Below are 21,146 nucleotides of genomic sequence, written 5' to 3' on the forward strand. Positions count from 1 at the left end.
TCTGGCGGCCGTTTCGGCCCGCGTGAATCGAGTTCCATCGTGATCTTTCTCTGGCGGCCGCGCGCCGCGCTCCCTCTGCTTCCCGGCCTGGCGGTTGCGCTGGTGCTGGCGGGCGCTGCCCTTGCCGTTTCCGGCGTGACCCCGGCCTGGCTGGGCGCCCCGGCGCTGGCGCTGCTGGCGGGCATGGCCCTGCGGGCGGTCTTGCGCGGCGCGCCGGCTGTGATCGAGCGTGGTCTCGCTACGGCCTATGGTCCTGTGCTCAAGGCGGCGGTGGTGCTGCTGGGCCTGCGCCTGGGCAGTCACGACATCGCGGCCATTGGCTGGTCGGGCGCCGCACTGGCGGTGGCGGCCGTGGCCATCGGGTTCACCGCGACGCTGGGCCTCGCGCGCCTCATGGGCGTGGACCGGGACATGGCGCGGGTGATGGCCGCCGGCGTCTCCATTTGCGGCGCGTCGGCGGCGCTGGCGGCGGGCGCGGCGCTCAAGGCCAGGCAGGAAACCATCACCACCACGCTGGCGGCCATCACCCTGATGGGAGGCCTCGCCATGGTCGCCATCCCCGTGATCGCTCACGCAGCAGGGCTCAGCGCGCTGGCCGGCGGGGTCTGGGCGGGAGCATCGCTGCACGAGCTCGCCCACGCCACCGGCGCGGCTTCGGCCATGGGCGAAGAGGCGGGCGCGGCCGGCGTCAGCGCCAAGCTCATCCGTGTGGCCATGCTGGCGCCGGTGCTGATGCTGCTGGCGCCGGGCGGGGCGCCGGGTTCGACGGGGCTCGGCCGGCTTCTGCCGCCCTGGTTCGTCACCGGATTCGCAGTGGCGGCGCTGGTGGCCTGGCAGGCGCCCCTTGCGCCGGAGCTTATTGCGGCCAGCGCCTGGCTCGCCTCGCTCTTGTTCTGTGCGGCGCTGGCGGCGCTGGGTCTGGCGATTGATCCGCGCCGGATCACGCAGGCGGGCTGGCGTCCTCTGGCCCTGTGCGCGCTGGCCTCCCTGATCCTGCTCGGGACCACATTCACAGGCGCCGCGCTGTTTTTGTGAGCGGGTCATTTTGGCTCTGGACACGACATAAGCATATCTTTATATTTGTTGACGCGCCGATTTGAGCTTCAGCTTGCGGGCGCGGAACAAGTGCAGCTAAAGCGAAGCGACTGAGTGGTTCACACGCCCTGACCGGGGCGTGCGTGCGCCCAGACGCTGCCTCCTGTTCCCGCCCGTGCGCTCAAGCGCCAGCTGTGACCGGAGACCGATATGCCCGCCTTACTCACCACCCCGAAGCCCGTCCAGACTTACGCTGACACGTCCGCGATGGCCGTCCCCGTCACACTGGAAGCGCGTCTCGCGGCGCGCCGGGCCGTCCGGCCCCTGCGCACGGTGGTGCTGGGATGCGGCGTGGCGGGCGGCGGGGTCATTGATAATCTGCCCGAACCCCTGATCCTCACCGCCATTCTGGCGCGCACCGGACGTCCTGAGGGCGCTTACCCGGCGCCGGTATTCACCGATGCGGACGCTGTGTTCGCCACCCGGCCCGATCTGGTGATCGAGGCCCTGCCGGGCGGAGCCGAGGCTGAGGCGCTTCTCGCCCGCGCGGTGGCGCAAGGCTGCCACGTGATCAGCGCCAACAAGGATGTGGCCGCACGCCGGCCCGACCTGATCCGCGAGGCGCGAGCGTCGGGCCTTGTCTTCGCCCACTCCGCCGCCGTCGGCGGCGGCGCGCCGGTGCTGGAGACAGTGGCGCGGCTGGCCGCGTCCGGCGCCGGGATCGCTCGTGTGCGCGGCGTGCTCAATGGCACATCCAATTTCGTGCTCGACCGGTTGCAGAGGGGAGAGAGCCTGGAAAGCGCCGTGGCGGCGGCTCAGGCGGCGGGATTCGCCGAAGCCGACCCCAGCGCCGATCTGGACGGGCTGGACGCGGCCAACAAACTGGTGCTGATCGCCCGTGAAGCCTGGGGCGTCAGCCTGGACCCGGCCTCGGTGACGCGCGAATCCATCTCTCATCTCCCCGCCAGCGCTGCGGCCAGCGCCCGGCGCCAGTCGCGCCGCCTGCGTCAGGTGGCGCTGCTGGAGCGCGTGGGCAGCCGGGTGCGCGCATGCGTGCGGATTGAAGCGCTGGACGAGGCCGACGCGCTGGCGCGCACGCGCGACGAAGGCAATTGCGTGGTGCTCAGCCCCGAACGCGGCGCACAGGTGATCGTCGCGGGCAAGGGCGCCGGGCGGGCGCCCACGGCGGCCAGCATGCTGGGCGATGTGCACCGGCTGATCGCATCGGTATGTGCATGACGGCTCTGGCAAGGCAGACCCAGCCGGCGTCCTGGCCGGTGGAGGACATCGTGTGCGGCTTCGCGGCCCGCAGCGGCGCCTGGTACGAGGCGGCGGGACGCGTTGCAGGCGCGCCGGACGGACCGGTCACTGTGGTGCTGGGCGGCATCTCCGCCGGGCGCAGGCTTCTTGCGGATGCGGATGGCGCGGGCTGGTGGCCCGGCGTGGCGGGGCCCGGCGGGGCGCTGGACCCGCGCCGTGGGCGGTTCCTGAGCCTTGATTTTCTCGGCAGCGAGGCGCGGCCCTTCCCCAGCGTGGAGGACCAGGCGGACGCCGTACTGGCCCTCGCCGACGCCGCCGGAATCGAGCGTTTCGCGCTGGCCGGGGCGAGTTATGGCGGCATGATCGCGCTGGCCATTGCTTCCTCGGCGCCGCACCGGGTCGTGCGGGCGGATATTCTGTGCGCTGCGGCGCGGCCTCATCCCATGGCCGCAGCCTGGCGCTCCATCCAGCGCGAGATCGTGCATCTGGGCCTGGAGACCGGGCGCGGCGCGCAGGCGCTGGATCTGGCCCGGCGTCTGGCCATGACCACCTATCGCACGCCGGAGGAGTTCGTAGGCCGGTTCGCCAGCCCCGCTGAAACAGAATCCTATCTGGCCGCCTGTGGCGCGCGCTATGCGGCGGTGACGGAGCCGGAGCGGTTCCTCGTGCTGTCCCAGTCAATGGACGCCGTGGACATCGCCATGGAGACCATCGCGGTTCCGCTGCGCTTCCTCGCGATCAATTCCGACCGGCTGGTGCCGCCCGAAGATGTGGCGGCCACCGCCGCCCGCGCCCCGCGCGCCAGCGTCATCCGTATTGACAGCCTGTATGGCCATGACGGTTTCCTCAAAGAGGTCGAGGCGGTCAACGCCTTCCTGGCAGGGCGGTCATGAGCCGCATCCGCACACGGGCGGCGCGCGCGGGCATCAATGCCGATCCGGTTGAGGGCGCGGTGGTGGCGCCGGTCAGCCTGTCGGCGGCCTATCGCCGGGACGATCCGGCTGTGCCCGGGCCCTTCGACTATGCCCGCACCGCCCATCCGGGCCGGGACCTGCTGGCGCGCGCCATCGCCGATCTGGAAGGCGCAGCGGGCGCGGTGGTCACCGCGTCGGGCATGGCGGCCATCGATCTCATTCTCAACGACCTTCCCAATGGCGCGCGCATCGTGTGCGCCCATGATTGCTATGGCGGCACGCGGCGCCTGTTCGATGCGCGCACGGCGCAGCGCGGGTTTGATCTGGTCTATGCCGATTGCACCGATCCGGCGGCGCTGGCCCGCGCGCTGGCGCCCGGCGCGGCGCTGGCATTCTTCGAGACCCCGTCCAATCCGCGCCTGCGCCTGACCGATCTGGCCGCCGCGTGTACGCTGGCGCGCGAGGCGGGCGCATTGAGCGTAGTGGACAATACCGTCCTGTCGCCGGTGCTGCAGCGGCCCCTGGAACATGGCGCAGACGTGTCGCTCGCCTCCATCACCAAGCTGATCAATGGTCATTCGGATATGGTGGGCGGCGTGGTGTGCACGCGCGATGGCGCGCTTGCAGAACGCCTGGCCTGGTGGGCCAATGCCGCCGGTACGGGCGGGGCGGCGTTTGATGCGTTCCTGGCCCTTCGGGGTTTGCGGACCCTGCCGGTGCGCGCGCGGGTGCAGTCGCAGAGCGCTGGAGACATCGCCGTGCGGCTGGCCGCGCACCGGTCTGTGGCGCGGGTGGATTATCCCGGCCTCACGGACCATCCCGGCCACGCGATCGCCTCGCGCCAGCAGGACGGGTACGGACCGCTTCTGAGTTTCGAACTCCACGCGGGAACGGACGCCGCGCGGACGCTCACGCAGAAACTCGCCCTCTTCACCCTCGCCCAGTCGCTGGGCGGGGTTGAATCGCTGGTGTCCATCCCGGCCCTGATGACCCATGCGGCAATGAGCCCGCAGGCGCGCGCGCAGGCTGGCGTCGGTGACGGTCTGGTGCGCCTGTCGGTGGGGCTGGAGGATGTGGAGGATTTGTGGGCTGATCTCGACGCGGCGCTCAGCGCGCTCTAGTCAGATTTCCTGCGAAACCGGGTCCCGTGCAGGCGCGAAGCCCGCTAGTGTTCTGTCGCGCAGTGTTGCACGCACATCAGGGAGATTCTCGCCATGGCCGCCCCAATCGGCTCGAAAGCCAATCCGTCCCAGTATGACTGCTATCCCGATCTGGCCGAGGACGAGCCCTATTTCGTCATCCGCGCCCATGACGCCCTGTCGAGCGCGCTGGTGGAGCTGCACGCCTATATCGGCGCGGGGCAGTCTGGCGCGGCGCACAACAAGCTGGCCGAAATCATGGAGCTGACCCGCGACCGCGCCCCGCGCCCCGCCGGCAGCCCGAAATACCGCGAGACCTTCGCCATCTCCCAGTCCATGGAGCAATGGCGCGACACCCATCCCAAGAGCTGACGCCTGAACGACAACCGGCGCGCCGTGGGAAGCGGCGCGCAGGGTCAGTCGGGGGAACACATCTTCAGATACCGGACCCGGCCGGGCGCGGGCTTGGGGGGAGGGAATCGCGCCCGGCCGGTCCGTGGCTCATCCGTGCAATCAGGCGGCGGACGCCTTCTTTGCGCCGGAGAGCAGCTTGGCGCCGGTCCGGCCATCGGTGCGGCCATTGACCTCGATCCGGCGCGGCTTCATGGCCTCGGGCACTTCGCGTTCGAGCCGGATGGTCAGCAGCCCGTTCTCAAGGCGCGCATCGCGGACCTGGATATGGTCAGCCAGGTGGAAGCGCCGTTCGAACGAGCGTTCCGCGATGCCGCGGTGCAGGAAATTGCGCGCCTCCTGAGTATCGTTGACGGCGCGCTTGCCGGCCACGGACAGGACGTTCTCCTGAACCTCGACATCAATGTCGTTTTCCGCAAAGCCCGCCACAGCGAGCTCGATCAGGTATTCGTGCTCGCTGACCTGCTCGATATTGTAGGGCGGGTAGGCGACACCGGTCTCCTGCTTGGCGGCGGTGTCGATCATGTCGGCCAGCCGGTCAAAACCGACAATGGTCCGGTAAAGCGGGGTGAAGTCTACAGTACGCATCGTGATCCTCCTTCGAAGCGATCTGGCGCGCTCCCGGTGTGGAAGAGCGCCCTTTGCAGTTTCTGTTCGCCCCCTGTCGGGCCTGCCTGAGCAGCGCCGGACGTCAGGGCCGTCGTTCTGTCAGGCCCCGTCTGGCTGCCCGACGAGACCGATGTGGGAATCGATTCTGCGCTCTGCAAGAGGCGCCCCGCCACTTGCCGGACCGACGTGGTTTGGCCATGACTTGTGACCCTGGCCGCAACGGAGTTGCCTGATGATCCGGTCCGCCCGCCCCCTGTCCGCCCTGGCGCTCTGCGCCGGTTTCAGCCTCTGGCTCGCTGCATGCGGCGGCGGGGCGCCCGATCCCGACGCGCCGCCTGCAGATGATGCGGCTTCGGACGCGGCGTCCGACGGGTCTGAAACCGCGCCGCAGGACACGCCCGGATCGGAGCCTGCCGAAGCGCTGGACTTCACCCGGCTGGGCGATGTCACCGCGGCGCCCTGGCGTGATGCGGCGGCGCGCGCGCGCGATGCGGCGCGCAATCCCGCTGACACGCTGGAATTTTTCACCCTCGATCCGTCATCCACCATCGTTGAGATCTGGCCGGGCGGTGGCTGGTACACCGATATTCTGGCGCCCTGGATTGCGGCCCATGGCGGAACCTATGTGGCGGCCTGGACAGCAGTGGAGCCGGACGATGCGGGCGCACTGGCCCTGCGCGAGCGGTTCGCGGCGCGGTTTGAACAGCCCGCCTTCGGCGACCTCACCCTGACCGCTTTCGGGCCGGAAGGCTTCACACGGTTCGAGCCCGGCGCCGCCGACGCCATCGTGACCTTCCGCAACACCCATAACTGGATGGCGGGCGGTTTTGTCGAGACCGCCTATGAGGCCATGTTCGAGGCGCTGAGGCCCGGCGGACTGCTGGGCGTGGTGGAGCACCGCCTGCCCGCCAACCGGGTGCAGGACCCTCGTGCGGCGTCGGGCTATGTGCAGGAAGACTATGTCATTGCGCTCGCCGTGGAGGCGGGATTCGAGCTGGTCGGCGCCAGCGAGATCAACGCCAATCCGGCCGACACGGCTGATCACCCGTTCGGGGTCTGGACCCTGCCGCCGGTGAGCCGCACCTCGCCGTTGGGCGAGCCGCCCGACCCGTCCTTTGACCGCGCACCATACGAGGCGATCGGGGAATCGGACCGGATGACGCTGCTGTTCCGCAAGCCGGAGACCGACTGATGTTCGCCGCCCTTCTGGCTGCGCTGGCGCTGGCGGGCGCAGATCTTCCGGCGCCCGAGGCCCGCACAATTCCGGCCGAACGTATCTTTGCCTTCTGGGGCGAATACAACGCTTTGCCGGAGGACGAACGCGACGCCTTCACCCTGCGCTATGAGCTGCGTGCGCAGCCCGGTCCGGACGGGCAGGCGCGGCGCTTCTGGACGGGGCTGGAGGGCGAGGACTGGCGTGCGCTGGAGCCGGGCCCGGACGGCGCCGTGGCGCCGCCCGCGCCGGACCGGCTGGCGGCCGGCCTTTTGCTGGCGACCGACGCGCCCCAGGGCGGCGTTGCGGTGAATGTGCAATTTGCCCTGACCGGTGCGCCGTCGCAAACTTATGAACTTGCCTATCTCCAGGCGGCGCTGGCCCAGACCCGGGCCGCCATGCGCCGCGCACTTGGTTTGCGCGCTCTGATCGCGCCGCGGCCCCGCCGCATTGACTTCGTGTTCGACGGACCTTCGCCCGACGCCTTCGCGGTCTTTCCCGACGGGCGCGAGGAAGAGCTGACAAGCGTGTTCGAGCGCGTGATCCAGCTTGACCCTGGCGCGCGCGAACTGCGCGGCGTGCAGACAATCCGGTTCGGGCGCGCCCCGGACGCCGTGCGCATCATCGTGGCGAACTAGTTTGGTTCAGCACTTCACCAGGCCGCCGCACACTTCCGGCGCGCCCTGGCAGCACTCATTGACCAGAAAGCCCAGAAGCTCGCGCACGGCCTCGAGATCGGGCGCATAGATACGCTGACGTCCGTCCCGGCGCACCGTCACCAGCCCGGCGCCCAGCAGGACGTTCAGATGGGATGACAAATTGGACGCGCTGACCTGTGCCGACCCGGCCAGCGCCCCCGCCGCCAGTCCCTCCGGCCCGGCGCGCATGAGGGCGCGAAACACGGTCAGCCGCGTCTCATGCGCCAGCGCGCCCAGCCGCGCCGAGGCCTGGCCGGTGAGGGCGTCCTGGGCCGTTGCGAGCGTGTCTGCGATCATGTGCTGCCTCTCATTTCAATATCTCTTGAAATGTTGAAGTAAGGATCGTATCACGGCCACTCACGGGCGGCAAAACCGGTTTGATGGCGGGGCATGCGATGAACATTCTGATCCTGTGCACGGGTAATTCGGCGCGGTCGATCCTGGGCGAGGCGTTGTTCGCTGCGCTGGGGAAGGGGCGCGTCACCGCCTTCTCCGCCGGGTCCAATCCAAAGGGCGCGCCGCACCCTGAAGCGCTGGCCACGCTGGCGCGCCACGGTCATGACATCACGCGCTTTCGCTCCAAGCGCTGGGACGAGTTCGAGGCGCCGGGCGCGCCGGTCATGGACGCGGTGATCACGGTGTGCGATTCGGCGGCCAGCGAACCCTGCCCGGTCTGGCCCGGCGCGCCGGCCCGCGCCCACTGGGGCCTGCCCGACCCCGCCCATATCGATGATCCCGACGCCTGCCGCGCGGCGTTCGAGGCGACGTATGCGGCGCTGGACGCGCGCGTCCGGCATGTGCTGGCCTCGGACGCCGGCCCGCACGATCCCAAAGGGCTGAGCGCCGCCCTCAAAGCCGCCCATGAGGCCTGTTCATGACCGATATCACCCGGGACAAGCCCGCCGCCGGGATCGGCCTGTTTGAAAAATGGCTCTCTGTCTGGGTGGCGCTGGCGATTCTGGCCGGGGTTGGTCTGGGCTATGTGTTTCCCGGCGCGTTCAATGGGCTGGCGGGGCTGGAATACGCCTCGGTGAACCTGCCCGTGGCGGTCCTGATCTGGGCCATGGTCTACCCGATGATGATCAGCGTGGACTTCACCAGCCTCGCCCGGGTGAGCGACAAGCCCAAGGGGTTGGTCATCACCCTCGTCGTAAACTGGTTGATCAAGCCTTTTTCCATGGCGGCTCTGGCGGTGGTGTTCTTCGAGTTTGTCTTTGCACCCTTCATCGAGCCCGAAGACGCAACACAATACATTGCCGGGCTGATCCTTTTGGGCGCCGCGCCATGCACCGCCATGGTGTTCGTGTGGTCCCAGCTCACCAAAGGCGACCCGAATTACACGCTGGTGCAGGTGGCGGCCAATGACGTCATCATGGTGTTCGCCTTCGCGCCGCTGGTGGCGATCCTGCTGGGGGTCACCGATATCGCCGTGCCGTGGGACACGCTGATTCTGTCGACGGTGCTGTATGTGGTGATCCCGCTGGCCGCCGGCATCGCGACGCGGCTGTGGCTGACGCGCGGGCTGGCCAGGCCGGACGGCGAGTCGCGAGTCGCGGCTTTCACGTCCCGCGTCAAACCGGCCTCAGTCATCGGGCTGATCGCGACGGTGGTTTTGCTGTTCGGCTTTCAGGGCGATGTGATCCTGGAACGCCCGCTGGTCATCGCCATGATCGCGGCGCCGCTGCTCATTCAGGCCTATGGTATCTTCGCCATCGCCTATGCGGCGGCCTGGGCGTGGAAGACGCCGCATCGGATCGCGGCGCCCTGCGCGCTGATCGGCACATCGAACTTCTTCGAGCTCGCCGTGGCGGTGGCCATCGTCATGTTCGGGGTCAATTCCGGCGCGGCGCTCGCCACTGTGGTGGGCGTGCTGGTGGAGGTGCCGGTGATGCTGTCGCTGGTGGCGCTGGCCAACCGCACGCGGCGCTTCTTCCCGGAGGCGTGAAGTCCATGACCGCTGATCCAAACGATACGCCGCAAATGGACGAGGACAGCTTCCGCACGCCCGAACCGGACCGGCTGTTCCCGCCCGTGCGCGCCACCCACCGCCCGCGCATCCTCCTGCTCTACGGATCGCTCAGGGAGGTGTCCTACAGCCGTCTGGCGGCGGAGGAAGCGGCGCGTATTCTGGAGCGGCTGGGCGCGGAGACGCGCTTCTTCAATCCGTCGGGACTGCCCCTGCCCGACGGCGCCGAGGCCAGCCATCCCAAGGTGGCCGAGCTGCGCGAGCTGGTGACCTGGTGCGAGGGCATGGTGTGGTCGAGCCCGGAGCGCCACGGCGCCATGACAGGCGTCATGAAATCCCAGATCGACTGGATCCCGCTTTCGCTGGGCGCGGTGCGGCCCACGCAAGGCAAGACGCTCGCGGTGATGCAGGTCTGTGGCGGGTCGCAGAGCTTCAACGCTGTCAATCAGCTGCGCGTACTTGGCCGCTGGATGCGGCTGATCACCATTCCCAACCAGTCCTCCATCGCCAAGGCCTGGCAGGAATTCGGGCCGGATGGACGCATGCGTCCCTCGCCCTATTATGACCGGATCGCCGATGTGATGGAGGAGCTCATGAAATTCACGCTCCTGACCCGCGACTGCGCCGATTATCTCGTGGACCGGTATTCCGAACGGAAGGAAACGGCCGAGGCGCTGATGGCCCGGGTGAATCAGCAGGCTTTGTGAGGCGCGGCGTCCCTCACGCCTCGACACCGGGGCATGTCGCGCACTAGCATCGCGCTCCAGCCTTGGGAGCACCCCATGATCCTCGCCGCCTTCGCCTCCGCCGCCCTTCTGTCCACTGCCGAAGCGCCCGGATCCTATGAGCTGCGCCTTGAAGAGCGGGTGTGCCGCGTCGTGCTGGATGCGCCGAGCGCTGCGCCGGAAGGATCGTTGGTCACCGTCGATGGCGCCGCCGGCCTTGCGATGGCCTTCCCAGATTGCCCGGCGGGGCTCGATGAGGCGGCGTTCTGGCGCCTCAACACAGAAGACAGCGTGCTGACCCTGTTTGATGGTATGGGCGGCGTGCTGATGACTGCCGCCCCGGACGAGCTGCGCGGCTGGGCGGGCGAGACCGCCAGCGGGGCGCAGGCGCAGCTGTCGCGCCGCTGAGCGCACGCGCGCGCCCAGCCTCGACAAGACGCGGCGCCAGCGGCTAAACCGGCCCGGATAATCATCGAACAAAACAAAAGACGCCGCCCGCCAGAGGCGGCGCAAGGAGGAAGCCCCATGTCCGGCCCCCGCGAAATTCCCCACTACATCAACGGCCAGCGCCTCGCCGGGACGTCGGGCCGTCACGGCGATGTGTTCGACCCCAATACCGGCGCGGTGCAGGCGCGCGTCGGGCTGGCCAGCGCCGCAGAGCTGGGCGAGGCCGTGGCTGCCGCCAAAGCCGCCCAGCCGGCCTGGGCCGCCACCAATCCGCAAAAGCGCGCGCGCGTCCTGTTCCGCTTCAAGGAGCTGATGGAGCGCGAGATCGATGACCTGGCGCATTTGCTGGCCACCGAGCACGGCAAGGTGGTCGCTGACGCCAAGGGCGATATCCAGCGCGGACTGGAAGTGATCGAGTTCGCCTGCGGCGTGCCGCACCTGATGAAGGGCGAGTACACTGAAGGCGCCGGTCCCGGCATCGATGTGTATTCCATGCGCCAGCCGCTGGGCGTGGCCGCGGGCATCACCCCGTTCAACTTCCCCGCCATGATCCCGATGTGGATGTTCGGCGTGGCCATCGCCTGCGGCAACGCCTTCATCCTCAAGCCGTCGGAAAAAGACCCCAGCGTGCCGCTGCGCCTGGCCGAGCTGATGACCGAGGCGGGCCTGCCTGATGGCATCCTCAACGTCGTCCACGGTGACAAGGAAGCGGTGGACGCCATCCTGCACCACCCTGACATCAAGGCGGTGAGCTTTGTGGGATCGTCCGACATCGCCCAGTACGTCTATGTGACCGGCGCGCAGAACGGCAAGCGCGTGCAGGCCATGGGCGGCGCCAAGAACCACGCCGTCATCCTGCCCGACGCTGATCTTGACCAGGTGGCGCGCGACCTCATCGGCGCCGCGTTCGGCTCGGCCGGCGAGCGCTGCATGGCCCTGCCTGTGGCGGTGCCGGTGGGCGACAAGACCGCCGATGCGCTGATCAGGAAACTCCTGCCCGAGATCGAGAAGCTGGTCCCTGGCGCTTCCACCGATCCCGATGCGGCCTATGGTCCGGTGGTCTCCGCCGCCCACAAGGCGCGGGTGGAAAGCTATATCCAGATGGGCGTGGACGAGGGCGCCGAGCTCATCGTGGACGGGCGCGGCTTTGCCTTGCAGGGCTATGAGAACGGCTTCTTCATCGGGCCGAGCCTGTTCGACAAGGTGCGTGCGGATATGCGCTCCTATCAGGAAGAGATTTTCGGCCCCGTGCTGCAGATCGTGCGCGCGCAGGATCTGGAAGAAGCCGCGCGCCTGCCCAGCGAGCACCCCTATGGCAATGGCGTGGCGATCTTCACCCGCAATGGGCTGGCGGCGCGCGAGTTCGCCTCCAAGGTCAATGTGGGCATGGTGGGCGTGAACGTGCCGATCCCGGTGCCGGTGGCCTATCATACCTTTGGCGGCTGGAAGCGGTCTGCCTTTGGCGACACCAACCAGCATGGCATGGAAGGGGTGCGCTTCTTCACCAAGATCAAGACCGTCACCCAGCGCTGGCCCACCGGCGAAGTGACGGATCAGGCGTTTGTCATTCCGACGATGGGGTAGGGGTGCGTGCGGGTAGGAGGCTGGCAGGCGTGTTCACGCGCCTGAGCCTCATACCCGCTTCCTCATCAGCGCCACGTCCTTGCCCGGAACATCTATCTCCAGGCCCAGACGCGCCGCGACATGGCGCAGCGTGGCCTCGCTATAGAAGACCACATGGGTGGGATCGAGGCGGTAGTGCCAGCGGGCGAAGGCTGTCTCGTCGGTTTGAAAGCTGGTCATAACGGCCAGCCAGCCGCCGGGTCTCAGGAGGCCGGCGAGGGTTTCGAACTCGGTCCAGGGATCGTGGAAATGCTCGGCGGTTTCGGTGCAGGTGACAAAGTCATAGCGCGCGTCCAGCACGGCGCGGCCTGGCGCGAAGAGCGGATCGTATAGCGCCATGGCGTGCCCGGCTTCGCTGAGCATGGCCGCCAGCGCCGGTCCCGGCCCGCAGCCATAATCCAGCCCGCTTGATCCAGGCTTGAGCCGCGCCATGAGCGGGTCCGCCATTTTTGACAGGAAATTGCGATAGCCCGGATCATCAGGGTGGTTCCGGTGCAGGCGGTATTGGGCGTGCTCGGCCTCGCGCGGCAGGTGATGGCGCGCATCCATGAAAATTGCTTGGCACGCCGTACAGCGCCAGTAATCCGTCCCGTCCACTCGGGCGAAGGGCGCAGGCTCCGGCGTGCGGCAGACCGGGCAGGGCGGGGTGGCCCCGATGGCTGTTTCTGAGGGTGCGGGCGGGGGCATGGCGCGTGTTATAGACCCCGCCGCGCTGAACGGAAGCCGCCCATGCCCACGCCCTTGCACGCTGAACGCCTTGACGCTGTGCACGACGCCCTGCGGGCGCTGGGCGCGCGGCGCATCGCCGATCTGGGCTGCGGCGATGGCGATTTTCTGATCCGTCTGGCGCAGGATGAGACCATCGACCACATCACCGGCGTGGAAATCAGCCGTGCGCGGCTGGACGCGCTGGCGGCGCGCCTGGCTGAAGCGGGACCGGACGCGCAGGCGCGCGTCACCTTGCGCCATGATACGCTGATCGAAGCCGGGCGCTGGATCGGTGCGGCGGACTGCGTGGTCATGGTGGAGGTCATCGAGCATCTGGCGCCCGCCGAGCTCGGCCGGCTGGAGCGGCGCATCCTGCACGAGGCGCGCCCGCCCGCGCTGATTCTCACCACGCCCAACGCCGAATACAATGCGCGGCTGGGCGTGCCCGCCCACCGCTTTCGCCATCCCGAACACCGGTTTGAATGGAGCCGGGCGCAGTTTCGCGACTGGGCGCGGCGCGTGGCGCGCCGGGCCGGTTATGGCGCAGGCTTTCAGGACATGGGGGGCGTCGATCCAGATATTGGCGGCGCCAGCCAGATGGCCATATTGATCCGCCATGGGGGCTGAGGCTGAGCGCCTTAAGTCCCTAGATCTGCAGGCGGTAGCCGCCGGTTTCGGTGATCAGCAGGCGGGCGTGCTGGGGGTCGGGTTCGATCTTCTGGCGCAGGCGGTAGACATGGGTTTCCAGCGTGTGGGTATTGGCCTCGCGGTGATAGCCCCAGACCTGGTCCAGCAGCTCCTCGCGCGCCACAGGCTTGCCGCTGGCGCGGTACAAGTATCTGAGAATGCTGGTCTCTTTCTCGGTCAGGCGAATCTTCTTGTCCTCGGTTGTGAGCAGCAGCTTCATCGCCGGCTTGAAGCGGTAGGGACCCAGCGGCAGCACCGCATCCTCGCTGGCCTGATGGCGTTTGAGCTGGGTGTTCACCCGTTCGAGCAGCACCACGAAGGAGATCGGCTTGGCCAGAAAATCATCGGCGCCTGAGCGCAATCCCAGCACGTGATCAGCGTCGCCGGACTGAGCCGTCAGAAGAATGATCGGCGTGGTTATCCCGGCCTTGCGCAAGTGGCGGCAGGCCTCCCGCCCGTCCATATCCGGCAGGCCGACATCCAGGATGATCAGGTCCACCGGCTCGGATCTGGCCAGCTCCATGCCGGGCCTGGCCCCGTCGGCGGTCAGGACGGCGAACCCGTCCTCAAAGCCAAACTGTTCGGCCAGCGCCTCACGCAGCAAATCGTCGTCATCGACCAGAAGAATGGTGTGGGTCGTCATGGCGGGCGCTCCCTGGCCGGACGATTAAGCCGCCAGCCTTGCCTGTTCCGCCGCCCGGCGCAAGCGCGGGCGGTCGGCGGCTCACTACCGCAAGGCGCGGCGCGGGGCGATTGACGCATGGGTGAGCGGTGTCAAACTTTGCGTGATGGCGGCGCACCGCGCGCGGCGGGCAGGCGCTATCCGGAGGATAAGATGGCCGCGATTCGTGTTTTGCGGGACGTAAACGGGCCGCACGGGGTCGTCATGGCCCTTGAGGGAGACATGTTGGGTCCGCTTCCGGCCGCCATCGGGCGCTCAGGCCTCATCGCGGCGGAGACGAAGCGCGAGGGCGACGGCGCGACCCCGGCGGGCGCCTGGACGGTGCGCCGCGCGCTGTGGCGCCCCGACCGGCTGGAACGTCCGGACACGGCCCTGGTCCTCGACCCGATCGGGCCGGATGACGGCTGGTGCGACGACCCGGCGGACTCCGCCTATAACCGGCCGGTCAGATTGCCCTGGCCGGGGCGCCATGAAGTGATGACCCGCGAAGACGGGCTCTACGACATTGTCGTCGTGCTCGGCCACAACGACGACCCGCCGGTCCCCGGCCTCGGCTCGGCGATCTTCCTCCACTGCGCCAGCCCGGACTATCGGCCCACCGAGGGCTGTATCGCGATTGCGCGCGATGATCTGGTGGCGCTGCTGACTCTGCTGAAGGCGGGCGATGTGATCGAGGTGGGGTGAGGGGGGACTCCTGAACACTCCGCTTGCGCTTCGGGCCGACGTGTTGTCCTGTCGCGCGCATTGTCCGTCCCAGCGTGAAGGGGAGCGCCATGCAGCTACAACAGGCGTCCTGGCCCGAGATCGAGGCCCATCTCAAGACCTCCAAAGGCATCGTCATACCCATCGGCTCGTTCGAGCAGCATGGGCCCAACGGGCTGATCGGCACTGACGCCATCTGCCCTGAAGTCATTGCGCGCGAGGCGGGCGATGCGGGCGGCTTCCTGGTGGGGCCGACCTTCAATGTGGGCGTGGCCCAGCATCATCTGGGCTTTCCCGGCTCCATGACGCTGCGCCCCTCCACCATGATCGCGGCGATCAATGACTGGATCGATTCGCTGGTGCGCCACGGCTTCCGGCGGATCTATTTCCTCAACGGTCATGGTGGCAATATCGCGACGATCTCGGCGGCGTTCGCTGAAAGCTATGCGGCCTGGTCCATGGATGGCGACGCCTGCCCCTACAAGCTGCGCCAGATGAACTGGTGGGAGCTGCCCGGCGTCATGGGCGTGTGCAAGTCCATCTTCCCGGTGGGCGATGGCAGCCACGCCACGGCCTCGGAAGTGGCGGTGACGTACTACGCCTATCCGGACGCCCAGAAGGACGTGGTCATGACGCCGAAAATCGCGCCGGAAGGTTCGTTCACGGATGCGGCCGATTACCGGCGCAATTTCCCCGACGGGCGCATCGGCTCGGACCCCTCCCAGGCCACGCCGGAAAAGGGCGCCCAGATTGTCGCGGCGGCCCGGGACTCCCTGGTGCGCGACGTGGAGGCCTTCTTCAAGGGCTAGAGCTTTAACCGACCTGACTGCGTCAGGCCGCACGCTCCAGCTTTTGATCTGGACCGCAATTTTTCCGAAAACCGGTTCCCACTTTTCGGATTGCGCTCTGGGCTATTTGCGAACCAGAGGCCACAGGAGTTCGCGGCGCGCGCTGACTGGCGCCATGGCTTCGATGCCGTAGGTCTCCGGGTAGCGCCGCGTGATCAGCGCGGTGCCGAACAGCACGTCCCAGAAGAACAACAGGTTCCCGTAATTGCCCTTGTACCGCGTGACGCCGTCCGTGGCGTCCAGACCGTGATGGGCGGCGTGGGTGGCGGGGGTGGAGATGGTGCGCTCGATAAGCCACATCAAAGGCGACAGCGCCTTGATCCGGTAGAGCGGCTCGTCCCAGCGCCAGCTGGAATGGGCGGCGAAGATGACCGTCATCTTGATGATCAGATAGACCACGTAGACTGGTCCGAACCCCAGATGGACCAGCACCGCCGAGATCCAGATGCCCGGCATGAGCAGGTAGTAGAAAAGATTGTTCCGGTAGACGATCCGCACGCTCATATAGGCGCCCGAATGATGGGCGCGGTGCAGATTGTAAAGCCAGGGAATCTGGTGGTTCAGCCGGTGCCACCAGTACTGGGTCATGTCGTCGCCGACGAGCAGGATCAGAACCATCGCCCAGATGGGCAGGAAGGCCAGCGCGCCCGCCGAGCCCGGACGGATCATCTCCACCAGCAGCGGCGCCACCGCGAAGATCGCCGGCACGGTCAACAGGATGATGGTGAGGGTGGACACCGCCTCGATGAAGGCGTCGCGCGCGCTCGCGCGGTCCTTCGGGTTGAACCGGCCCAGCAAGATTTCCAGCAGGGCGAAGCCGATGAAAATCGCCGGAATGATGATCTGGTAGGCCATGGCGCTCCCCGGTGCGTATCGCAATCCAGACTGGACCGCACCACGCATAACATCCAATATCAAAAACACATTCTGTCATGCATGGAGGTTATGGTTTTGGAGGTCCGTGAAGCGCGTCTCCTGACCGCCTGTGCCCGTGAGGGTACGCTGACGGCGGCTGCGCAAGCGCTCAATGTCTCCCAACCTGCAGCGTCGCGCACCTTGGCGCTGATCGAGGCGCGCCTGGGCGGCGCTCTGTTCGACCGGAGCGGACGGCGTCTGATCCTGACACCGCTGGGCGAGGCAATCCTGCCGCGCGCCACGGCGCTGGCGCAGCAAAGCGCGGACCTGATCGCCCAGGCGCGGGCCTGGCGCACGGGCGAGGCCGGCGTGCTGACCCTGGGCGCCGGTCCCGCCGTCGCCTTCCATCTTCTGCCGGGGGCTCTGGCGGTCTATTACCAGGACGGGCGCCGGGTCCGGCTGCGCGTGCAGGCAGGCGCCTCTGAACAGCTTGTAGAGGCGGTGCGCAGCGGCGCGCTGGACATGGCGGTGTGTGACAGCGAGCCGGCCGAGGCTGATTCGGCCCTGGCGGTGACTGCGCTTTCCGGCGCCGGAATCGCGGCCGCCGTCCGGCCCGGACATCCCGCCCTTTCGGGCGCACCGCTGGCCGACTTTCCGTTCGTTTCAGCCACGCCGCCCGCGCGCATGCGCCGTCCGGTCTGGCCCTGGCCGTCAGCGGACGCCAATCTGGTCAGTGATGATTACGCCCTGCTGGCGCAGGTCTGCGCGGTGTCTGACCATGTGCTGGTCGCGCCCGAACCCGTCCTTGCCCGGCTTGTCGCCGAACGGATTTTACGCCTCGCCAGCGCGCCCTTTGAAGGACTTGTCGTGCGTCCTGGCGTCATCACGCGCGCCGGCGCGCCCGACAGCGCTGCGCGCGAGGCGCTAAGGCGTGCCCTGATCTGCGCCGCCGGCGGTTGCGCCGCAGCTCAGGCCGCGTCGGTGAGGCGCCCGCGGAACTGAACCAGCTCCTCGCCCAGACGGTCAGCCGCTGAGGCGAGGCCCCGCGCGGCGTCCTCGAACCGGGCGGCGGCCTCGTCGGCGCGGGCCGCTGCGCCGGTGACGGCGCCGGCCTCTTCGCCCACGCGGGCGGTGGAGCCTGCCGCGTCGGCGGCCAGGCGGGCGATCTCATCAGTGGCGCAGGACTGTTCGGCGAAGGCGTTGCGCGCGCTGGAGGAGGCTTCGCGGATGTCGGAAATGGTGCGGGCAATGCCGGTGAGGGCGCTGTTGGCGGAGGCGGCCGCCGTACGCATCGCTTCGATCTTGCTGCGGATATCGCCGGTGGCGCGGGCGGTCTGGACCGCCAGCTGCTTGACCTCGCTGGCCACCACGGCAAAGCCGCGCCCGGCATCGCCAGCGCGCGCCGCTTCGATGGTGGCGTTCAGCGCCAGAAGATTGGTCTGTTCGGCGATGGCGCTGACCAGTTCGGCGATGTCCTCGATTTCGCGCGCGGCATTGTGCAGCTCCTCCATGGAGCCGCCGGCGCGGCCGGCTTCGGTCTCGGCGCGGATGGAAATCTCGTCGGCGGCGCTCAAGGTGCGGGTCACTTCGGCGATAGAGGCGGCGAGCTCCTGAGCCGCGGAGGCCACGGCCTCCACATGGGCGCTGGTGTCGCGCGCCTGACCGGCGGCGCCTTCGGCGCTGGTGCGCGTGGCGCCCGCATCCGTGCGCAGCTGACCGGCGAGCTGGCCCAGCTCGCCCGAGGCGGCCTGAAGATCGGTGAGGACGGCGGTGACGCTTTGCTCAAAGGCGCTGGACACTGACGCGATGGTCTCGCGCGAGCGGGTGATCTCCTCCTGACGCGTGCGGTCGGCGGCCAGCAGGCCGTCGGCTTGCGCGCGGGCGGTTTCCGACTGGCTGAGCGCCGCATCGGCCTCGCCCAGCGCGCGGGCCACGCCGCGCGCCAGCCAGATCAGCAATGCGGTCTGGGCGACCACCACCACCGCGTGGAACACCACGCGCCACACATCGCCCCCGTCGGGAAACACGGCGGCGGGCAGGGCGAAATTCAGCACCAGATGGTGCACGGCCGCCGTCGCCGCCGCGGCCAGCAGGGCGCGCCAGTCCACCAGCACGGTGACGGCGGCCAGCGCGGCGAAGAAGGTCATGTGCATGTCGATCTGCCAGGCATGTCCGCTGAGCAGGAAGGTCAGGGCGGCCGGGCAGGCCATCATGGCGGCGGCGAACACCGCGCGCGTTGTCCAGGCGTCCGGCGCCGCCCGCCAGGACAGGCCGGCCAGCGCGGTGATGGCGGCCAGGATCAGCGTGCCGGCCAGCGCTTTCGTCGGGTCGATGACCAGGCCTGCGGCCAGATATACCAGCGTAAAAGCGCACTGGGCGGCGAACAGGACGCGCAGGGCGCGGGCGCGGACAGTCTGAAGGCGGGTCATGAGCGGGTGTCCTCAGCGAAAGTGCGGGCGCAGCCGCCCAGAATGACGGGATCAGCGATCAGCCACGCGCCGGCCTCGCGCAAGGCGGCGCGGCTTCCGGGATGATCGAGATTAACGATGAGCGTGCCGGGCGCGCCGCCAAAGCGCACAATATCGACCCCGGCGCGGGCGGCGGCCCGGGCGAGTTCGGACGGCGAGGCGTTGGGCGCGAACGCTACGGCGGCCTGTCCGGTCTCGGGCGCGGCCAGCACGGCGCCGGCCACAGGCAAGCCCGCGCTCAGCGCCAGACAGGCGCCGAGAGACAGGGCAGGTATGACAGTTGTTTGCGGTGCGTGGCGGGCCATGCCGGTCCTCTGGCGAACTGGCGCGCAGACTGGCCCGGCACGGTTAATTTTGAGTGCGCGTAATGACGGCCTGGCTCAACCCCAGGGCCCTCCAAATCCGCCACGCGGCGCGTCATCGCCGTCGACCGATCCGCCCCAGGGACCATGATGGCCCCAGGGCCCGGCGGGCGGGGTGGGGGCCGAGCCGCCCAGCTCGCGCAGGCGGGCGATCCGGTTGGCGGTCGCCGGGTGGGTGGAGAACAGATTGTCCGCGCCCTGGCCGTTGAGCGGGTTGATGATGAACATGTGGGCGGTGGCCGGGTTGCGTTCGGCGCTTTCATTGATGGTGCGCCGCGCGCCGCGCTCGATCTTCTCCAGCGCGCCGGCGAGCCATTGGGGCTGGCCGCAAATCTCTGCGCCGACGCGGTCGGCCTCATATTCGCGGGCGCGCGAGATCGCCATCTGGACCAGGCTCGCGGCAATCGGCGCCAGGATGGCCAGCGCCAGCGCCGCGATAATTCCGCCGCGCTCGCGCCCGCCGCCGAAGAAGAGGGCGAAATTGGCCAGGAAGCCGATGGCGCCCGCAATGGTGGCGGTCACAGTCATGGTCAGGGTGTCGCGCATTTTCACGTGGGCAAGCTCATGGGCCATCACACCCATGACCTCCTGCCGGTTGAGCTGGGCCAGCAGGCCCGTGGTGGCGGCCACGGCGGCGTTATTGAGATTGCGGCCCGTGGCGAAGGCGTTGGGCTGGGGGTTGTCGATGATGAAAATGCGCGGCACCGGCATGCCGGCGCTTTCGGCCAGGCGCGCGGTGTCGGACGCGTATTGATGCAGGCGCGGATCGCGCTCCTCGGGCAGGATTTCACGCGCGCCATGCATGCGCAGCACGATCTTGTCGGCGTTCCAGAACGCAAACAGATTCATCGCCGCCGCCACGCCCAGCGCCAGGATCGCGCCCACGGCGCCGCCGATCAGATACCCCACCCCCATGAACAGGGCGGTCATCGCCGCCAGCAGCATGAAGGTCCTCAAACCGTTTGCAGTCATGTGCGCTGTGTCCATCCTGACTTGGCCCTTGGGGCCGTGAGCTCTATCTATCTGGGCAGCGATCAACGGAACTGCAAGCGATGACCGGCCCGTCTGACATGGAACATAAACCGCTGAGCCCGGCGGCCCAGCGCGCGCTGGCCGAGGCCGAGGCGCGGCGCGCAGCTTCTGAGCTCGAAGCGGCGCCCGAGACCGAGCTCGAGACCGAGCTGGGGGGGCCCAAAGGGCCTGAACCCACGCGCTATGGCGACTGGGAGAAAAAGGGCATCGCCCACGATTTCTGAGCGTTAACCAAGCTTAACGCTCGCAGGCTCTGCAGGCTGTGTTAAACTGGCACACATGAGCTGGATGATCGCCGCCCTCGCTGCCGCCCTGAACGCCGACCCGGCCCTCGCTGGCGGGCCGGACCATTATTATGGCGAGGCGGCGGCTTACAAGCCGGCGCGCTCGCCCTACGACGCGCCGTATGAAGCGCGACCCCGGCCCGGCGATGACATGCGCCGGCCCGACGCTCCCCATGTGGCGCCCTACGACGCTCGCTACGATGCGCCGTATGCGCAGCCCCGGCTCGCGCCGCACGAGGAACACGCGCCTGTGACGGCTTACCGGAGCGCCCACGCGCCGCGGCCTGTGCAGCTGTCGCCGGACTTCTTCCACGGACCGCTCATAGGCGGCGTCGAGCGTCCGCCGGTTCACCTCTACCCGGCGCGCCACGGCTATGTGATCCATGGCGGGCGGTCAGGCCCGGTCTCCGCCGGTCAGGCGGCGGCTGCGCGGGGTCTTGGGAGTAAATCCAAATAGCCATTGGCGCCCAAACGCAAA

Annotated in this window: 26 protein-coding genes; 18 read left to right on the forward strand and 8 right to left on the reverse strand. The window is 68.5% G+C overall.

Annotated elements, in window-relative coordinates; all coding sequences use genetic code 11:
- Nucleotides 1-39 precede the first annotated feature (39 nt).
- From L2D01_02465 to L2D01_02485, 5 genes are all read left to right on the forward strand, one after another.
- The gene (locus L2D01_02465; protein WBQ10651.1) at nucleotides 40-1,035 is read left to right on the forward strand and encodes a putative sulfate exporter family transporter; all 996 of its coding nucleotides are present in this window, start codon (nucleotides 40-42) and stop codon (nucleotides 1,033-1,035) included.
- Nucleotides 1,036-1,245: 210 nt separating this feature from the next.
- Nucleotides 1,246-2,274: a hypothetical protein gene (locus tag L2D01_02470; GenBank protein WBQ10652.1), complete on the forward strand. Its 1,029-nt coding sequence runs from the start codon at nucleotides 1,246-1,248 to the stop codon at nucleotides 2,272-2,274.
- Entirely contained in the window at nucleotides 2,271-3,188 is a 918-nt protein-coding gene (locus L2D01_02475) for an alpha/beta fold hydrolase (GenBank protein ID WBQ10653.1), read from the forward strand. Before L2D01_02470 ends, L2D01_02475 begins: the two co-directional genes overlap by 4 nt.
- The gene (locus L2D01_02480; protein ID WBQ10654.1) at nucleotides 3,185-4,330 is read left to right on the forward strand and encodes a PLP-dependent aspartate aminotransferase family protein; all 1,146 of its coding nucleotides are present in this window, start codon (nucleotides 3,185-3,187) and stop codon (nucleotides 4,328-4,330) included. Before L2D01_02475 ends, L2D01_02480 begins: the two co-directional genes overlap by 4 nt.
- Nucleotides 4,331-4,423: 93 nt before the next feature.
- Nucleotides 4,424-4,720 carry an aspartate decarboxylase gene (locus L2D01_02485; GenBank protein ID WBQ10655.1) on the forward strand — a complete coding sequence of 99 codons (297 nt, stop codon included), beginning with the start codon at nucleotides 4,424-4,426 and terminating at the stop codon, nucleotides 4,718-4,720.
- A 141-nt stretch (nucleotides 4,721-4,861) separates the two neighbouring features.
- Here L2D01_02485 and L2D01_02490 read toward each other — a convergent pair whose 3' ends face one another.
- Nucleotides 4,862-5,347, reverse strand: coding sequence for an Hsp20 family protein (locus tag L2D01_02490; GenBank protein WBQ10656.1), 486 nt, complete (start codon nucleotides 5,345-5,347; stop codon nucleotides 4,862-4,864).
- Nucleotides 5,348-5,600: 253 nt separating this feature from the next.
- Between L2D01_02490 and L2D01_02495 the strand changes: the two genes are divergently transcribed.
- Both L2D01_02495 and L2D01_02500 read left to right on the forward strand, forming a co-directional pair.
- On the forward strand, nucleotides 5,601-6,560 hold the full coding sequence (locus L2D01_02495; protein ID WBQ10657.1) for a hypothetical protein: 960 nt from the start codon (nucleotides 5,601-5,603) through the stop codon (nucleotides 6,558-6,560).
- Complete coding sequence (locus tag L2D01_02500) at nucleotides 6,560-7,219, forward strand: hypothetical protein (GenBank protein ID WBQ10658.1); 660 nt, start codon at nucleotides 6,560-6,562, stop codon at nucleotides 7,217-7,219. The genes L2D01_02495 and L2D01_02500 overlap by 1 nt, the downstream gene beginning before the upstream one ends.
- 6 nt (nucleotides 7,220-7,225) lie before the next feature.
- Here L2D01_02500 and L2D01_02505 read toward each other — a convergent pair whose 3' ends face one another.
- Nucleotides 7,226-7,576, reverse strand: coding sequence for an ArsR family transcriptional regulator (locus L2D01_02505; GenBank protein ID WBQ10659.1), 351 nt, complete (start codon nucleotides 7,574-7,576; stop codon nucleotides 7,226-7,228).
- A 98-nt stretch (nucleotides 7,577-7,674) separates the two neighbouring features.
- Here L2D01_02505 and L2D01_02510 point away from each other — a divergent pair, with 98 nt between their 5' ends.
- From L2D01_02510 to L2D01_02530, 5 genes are all read left to right on the forward strand, one after another.
- A complete protein-coding gene (locus tag L2D01_02510; GenBank protein ID WBQ10660.1) occupies nucleotides 7,675-8,157 on the forward strand; it encodes an arsenate reductase ArsC in 483 nt (160 codons plus the stop codon).
- Nucleotides 8,154-9,224 carry an ACR3 family arsenite efflux transporter gene (gene arsB, locus L2D01_02515; GenBank protein WBQ10661.1) on the forward strand — a complete coding sequence of 357 codons (1,071 nt, stop codon included), beginning with the start codon at nucleotides 8,154-8,156 and terminating at the stop codon, nucleotides 9,222-9,224. Before L2D01_02510 ends, arsB begins: the two co-directional genes overlap by 4 nt.
- A gap of 5 nt (nucleotides 9,225-9,229) precedes the next feature.
- Nucleotides 9,230-9,952 (forward strand): arsenical resistance protein ArsH, encoded by a 723-nt coding sequence (gene arsH / locus L2D01_02520; protein ID WBQ10662.1) that lies wholly within the window; start codon nucleotides 9,230-9,232, stop codon nucleotides 9,950-9,952.
- 75 nt (nucleotides 9,953-10,027) lie between these two features.
- Complete coding sequence (locus tag L2D01_02525; GenBank protein WBQ10663.1) at nucleotides 10,028-10,378, forward strand: hypothetical protein; 351 nt, start codon at nucleotides 10,028-10,030, stop codon at nucleotides 10,376-10,378.
- Nucleotides 10,379-10,495: 117 nt separating this feature from the next.
- Nucleotides 10,496-12,001 carry a CoA-acylating methylmalonate-semialdehyde dehydrogenase gene (locus L2D01_02530; protein WBQ10664.1) on the forward strand — a complete coding sequence of 502 codons (1,506 nt, stop codon included), beginning with the start codon at nucleotides 10,496-10,498 and terminating at the stop codon, nucleotides 11,999-12,001.
- A gap of 48 nt (nucleotides 12,002-12,049) precedes the next feature.
- Here the strand turns inward: L2D01_02530 and L2D01_02535 are convergent, their stop codons facing one another.
- Complete coding sequence (locus L2D01_02535) at nucleotides 12,050-12,589, reverse strand: class I SAM-dependent methyltransferase (GenBank protein ID WBQ10665.1); 540 nt, start codon at nucleotides 12,587-12,589, stop codon at nucleotides 12,050-12,052.
- A 180-nt stretch (nucleotides 12,590-12,769) separates the two neighbouring features.
- On the opposite strand from L2D01_02535, the gene L2D01_02540 reads away from it, so the two are divergent.
- Nucleotides 12,770-13,375 carry a class I SAM-dependent methyltransferase gene (locus tag L2D01_02540; protein ID WBQ10666.1) on the forward strand — a complete coding sequence of 202 codons (606 nt, stop codon included), beginning with the start codon at nucleotides 12,770-12,772 and terminating at the stop codon, nucleotides 13,373-13,375.
- A gap of 19 nt (nucleotides 13,376-13,394) precedes the next feature.
- On the opposite strand, the gene L2D01_02545 is transcribed toward L2D01_02540, so the two are convergent.
- Nucleotides 13,395-14,078, reverse strand: a complete 684-nt coding sequence (locus L2D01_02545; GenBank protein ID WBQ10667.1) for a response regulator transcription factor — start codon at nucleotides 14,076-14,078, stop codon at nucleotides 13,395-13,397.
- 261 nt (nucleotides 14,079-14,339) lie between these two features.
- Between L2D01_02545 and L2D01_02550 the strand changes: the two genes are divergently transcribed.
- Together L2D01_02550 and L2D01_02555 are read left to right on the forward strand one after the other, a co-directional pair.
- The gene (locus tag L2D01_02550) at nucleotides 14,340-14,801 is read left to right on the forward strand and encodes a L,D-transpeptidase family protein (GenBank protein WBQ10668.1); all 462 of its coding nucleotides are present in this window, start codon (nucleotides 14,340-14,342) and stop codon (nucleotides 14,799-14,801) included.
- 89 nt (nucleotides 14,802-14,890) lie between these two features.
- Nucleotides 14,891-15,628, forward strand: coding sequence for a creatininase family protein (locus L2D01_02555; protein WBQ10669.1), 738 nt, complete (start codon nucleotides 14,891-14,893; stop codon nucleotides 15,626-15,628).
- Between the two features lie 102 nt (nucleotides 15,629-15,730).
- On the opposite strand, the gene L2D01_02560 is transcribed toward L2D01_02555, so the two are convergent.
- The gene (locus L2D01_02560; protein WBQ10670.1) at nucleotides 15,731-16,522 is read right to left on the reverse strand and encodes a sterol desaturase family protein; all 792 of its coding nucleotides are present in this window, start codon (nucleotides 16,520-16,522) and stop codon (nucleotides 15,731-15,733) included.
- 90 nt (nucleotides 16,523-16,612) lie between these two features.
- Here L2D01_02560 and L2D01_02565 point away from each other — a divergent pair, with 90 nt between their 5' ends.
- Nucleotides 16,613-17,524 carry a LysR family transcriptional regulator gene (locus tag L2D01_02565; GenBank protein ID WBQ10671.1) on the forward strand — a complete coding sequence of 304 codons (912 nt, stop codon included), beginning with the start codon at nucleotides 16,613-16,615 and terminating at the stop codon, nucleotides 17,522-17,524.
- On the opposite strand, the gene L2D01_02570 is transcribed toward L2D01_02565, so the two are convergent.
- The 3 genes from L2D01_02570 to htpX all read right to left on the reverse strand — a co-directional run bounded on the left by L2D01_02570 (nucleotide 17,491) and on the right by htpX (nucleotide 20,324).
- Nucleotides 17,491-18,951 carry a methyl-accepting chemotaxis protein gene (locus tag L2D01_02570; GenBank protein WBQ10672.1) on the reverse strand — a complete coding sequence of 487 codons (1,461 nt, stop codon included), beginning with the start codon at nucleotides 18,949-18,951 and terminating at the stop codon, nucleotides 17,491-17,493. The genes L2D01_02565 and L2D01_02570 overlap by 34 nt on opposite strands.
- Nucleotides 18,948-19,295 carry a hypothetical protein gene (locus L2D01_02575; GenBank protein ID WBQ10673.1) on the reverse strand — a complete coding sequence of 116 codons (348 nt, stop codon included), beginning with the start codon at nucleotides 19,293-19,295 and terminating at the stop codon, nucleotides 18,948-18,950. Before L2D01_02575 ends, L2D01_02570 begins: the two co-directional genes overlap by 4 nt.
- Nucleotides 19,296-19,370: 75 nt before the next feature.
- Entirely contained in the window at nucleotides 19,371-20,324 is a 954-nt protein-coding gene (gene htpX, locus L2D01_02580) for a zinc metalloprotease HtpX (GenBank protein WBQ10674.1), read from the reverse strand.
- A 98-nt stretch (nucleotides 20,325-20,422) separates the two neighbouring features.
- On the opposite strand from htpX, the gene L2D01_02585 reads away from it, so the two are divergent.
- Nucleotides 20,423-20,608 (forward strand): DUF1674 domain-containing protein, encoded by a 186-nt coding sequence (locus L2D01_02585; protein WBQ10675.1) that lies wholly within the window; start codon nucleotides 20,423-20,425, stop codon nucleotides 20,606-20,608.
- 55 nt (nucleotides 20,609-20,663) lie between these two features.
- Nucleotides 20,664-21,125 carry a hypothetical protein gene (locus L2D01_02590; protein WBQ10676.1) on the forward strand — a complete coding sequence of 154 codons (462 nt, stop codon included), beginning with the start codon at nucleotides 20,664-20,666 and terminating at the stop codon, nucleotides 21,123-21,125.
- Nucleotides 21,126-21,146: the final 21 nt, after the last annotated feature.

Source organism: Hyphomonadaceae bacterium ML37, from assembly GCA_027627685.1.
Lineage (GTDB): Bacteria > Pseudomonadota > Alphaproteobacteria > Caulobacterales > Maricaulaceae > Oceanicaulis.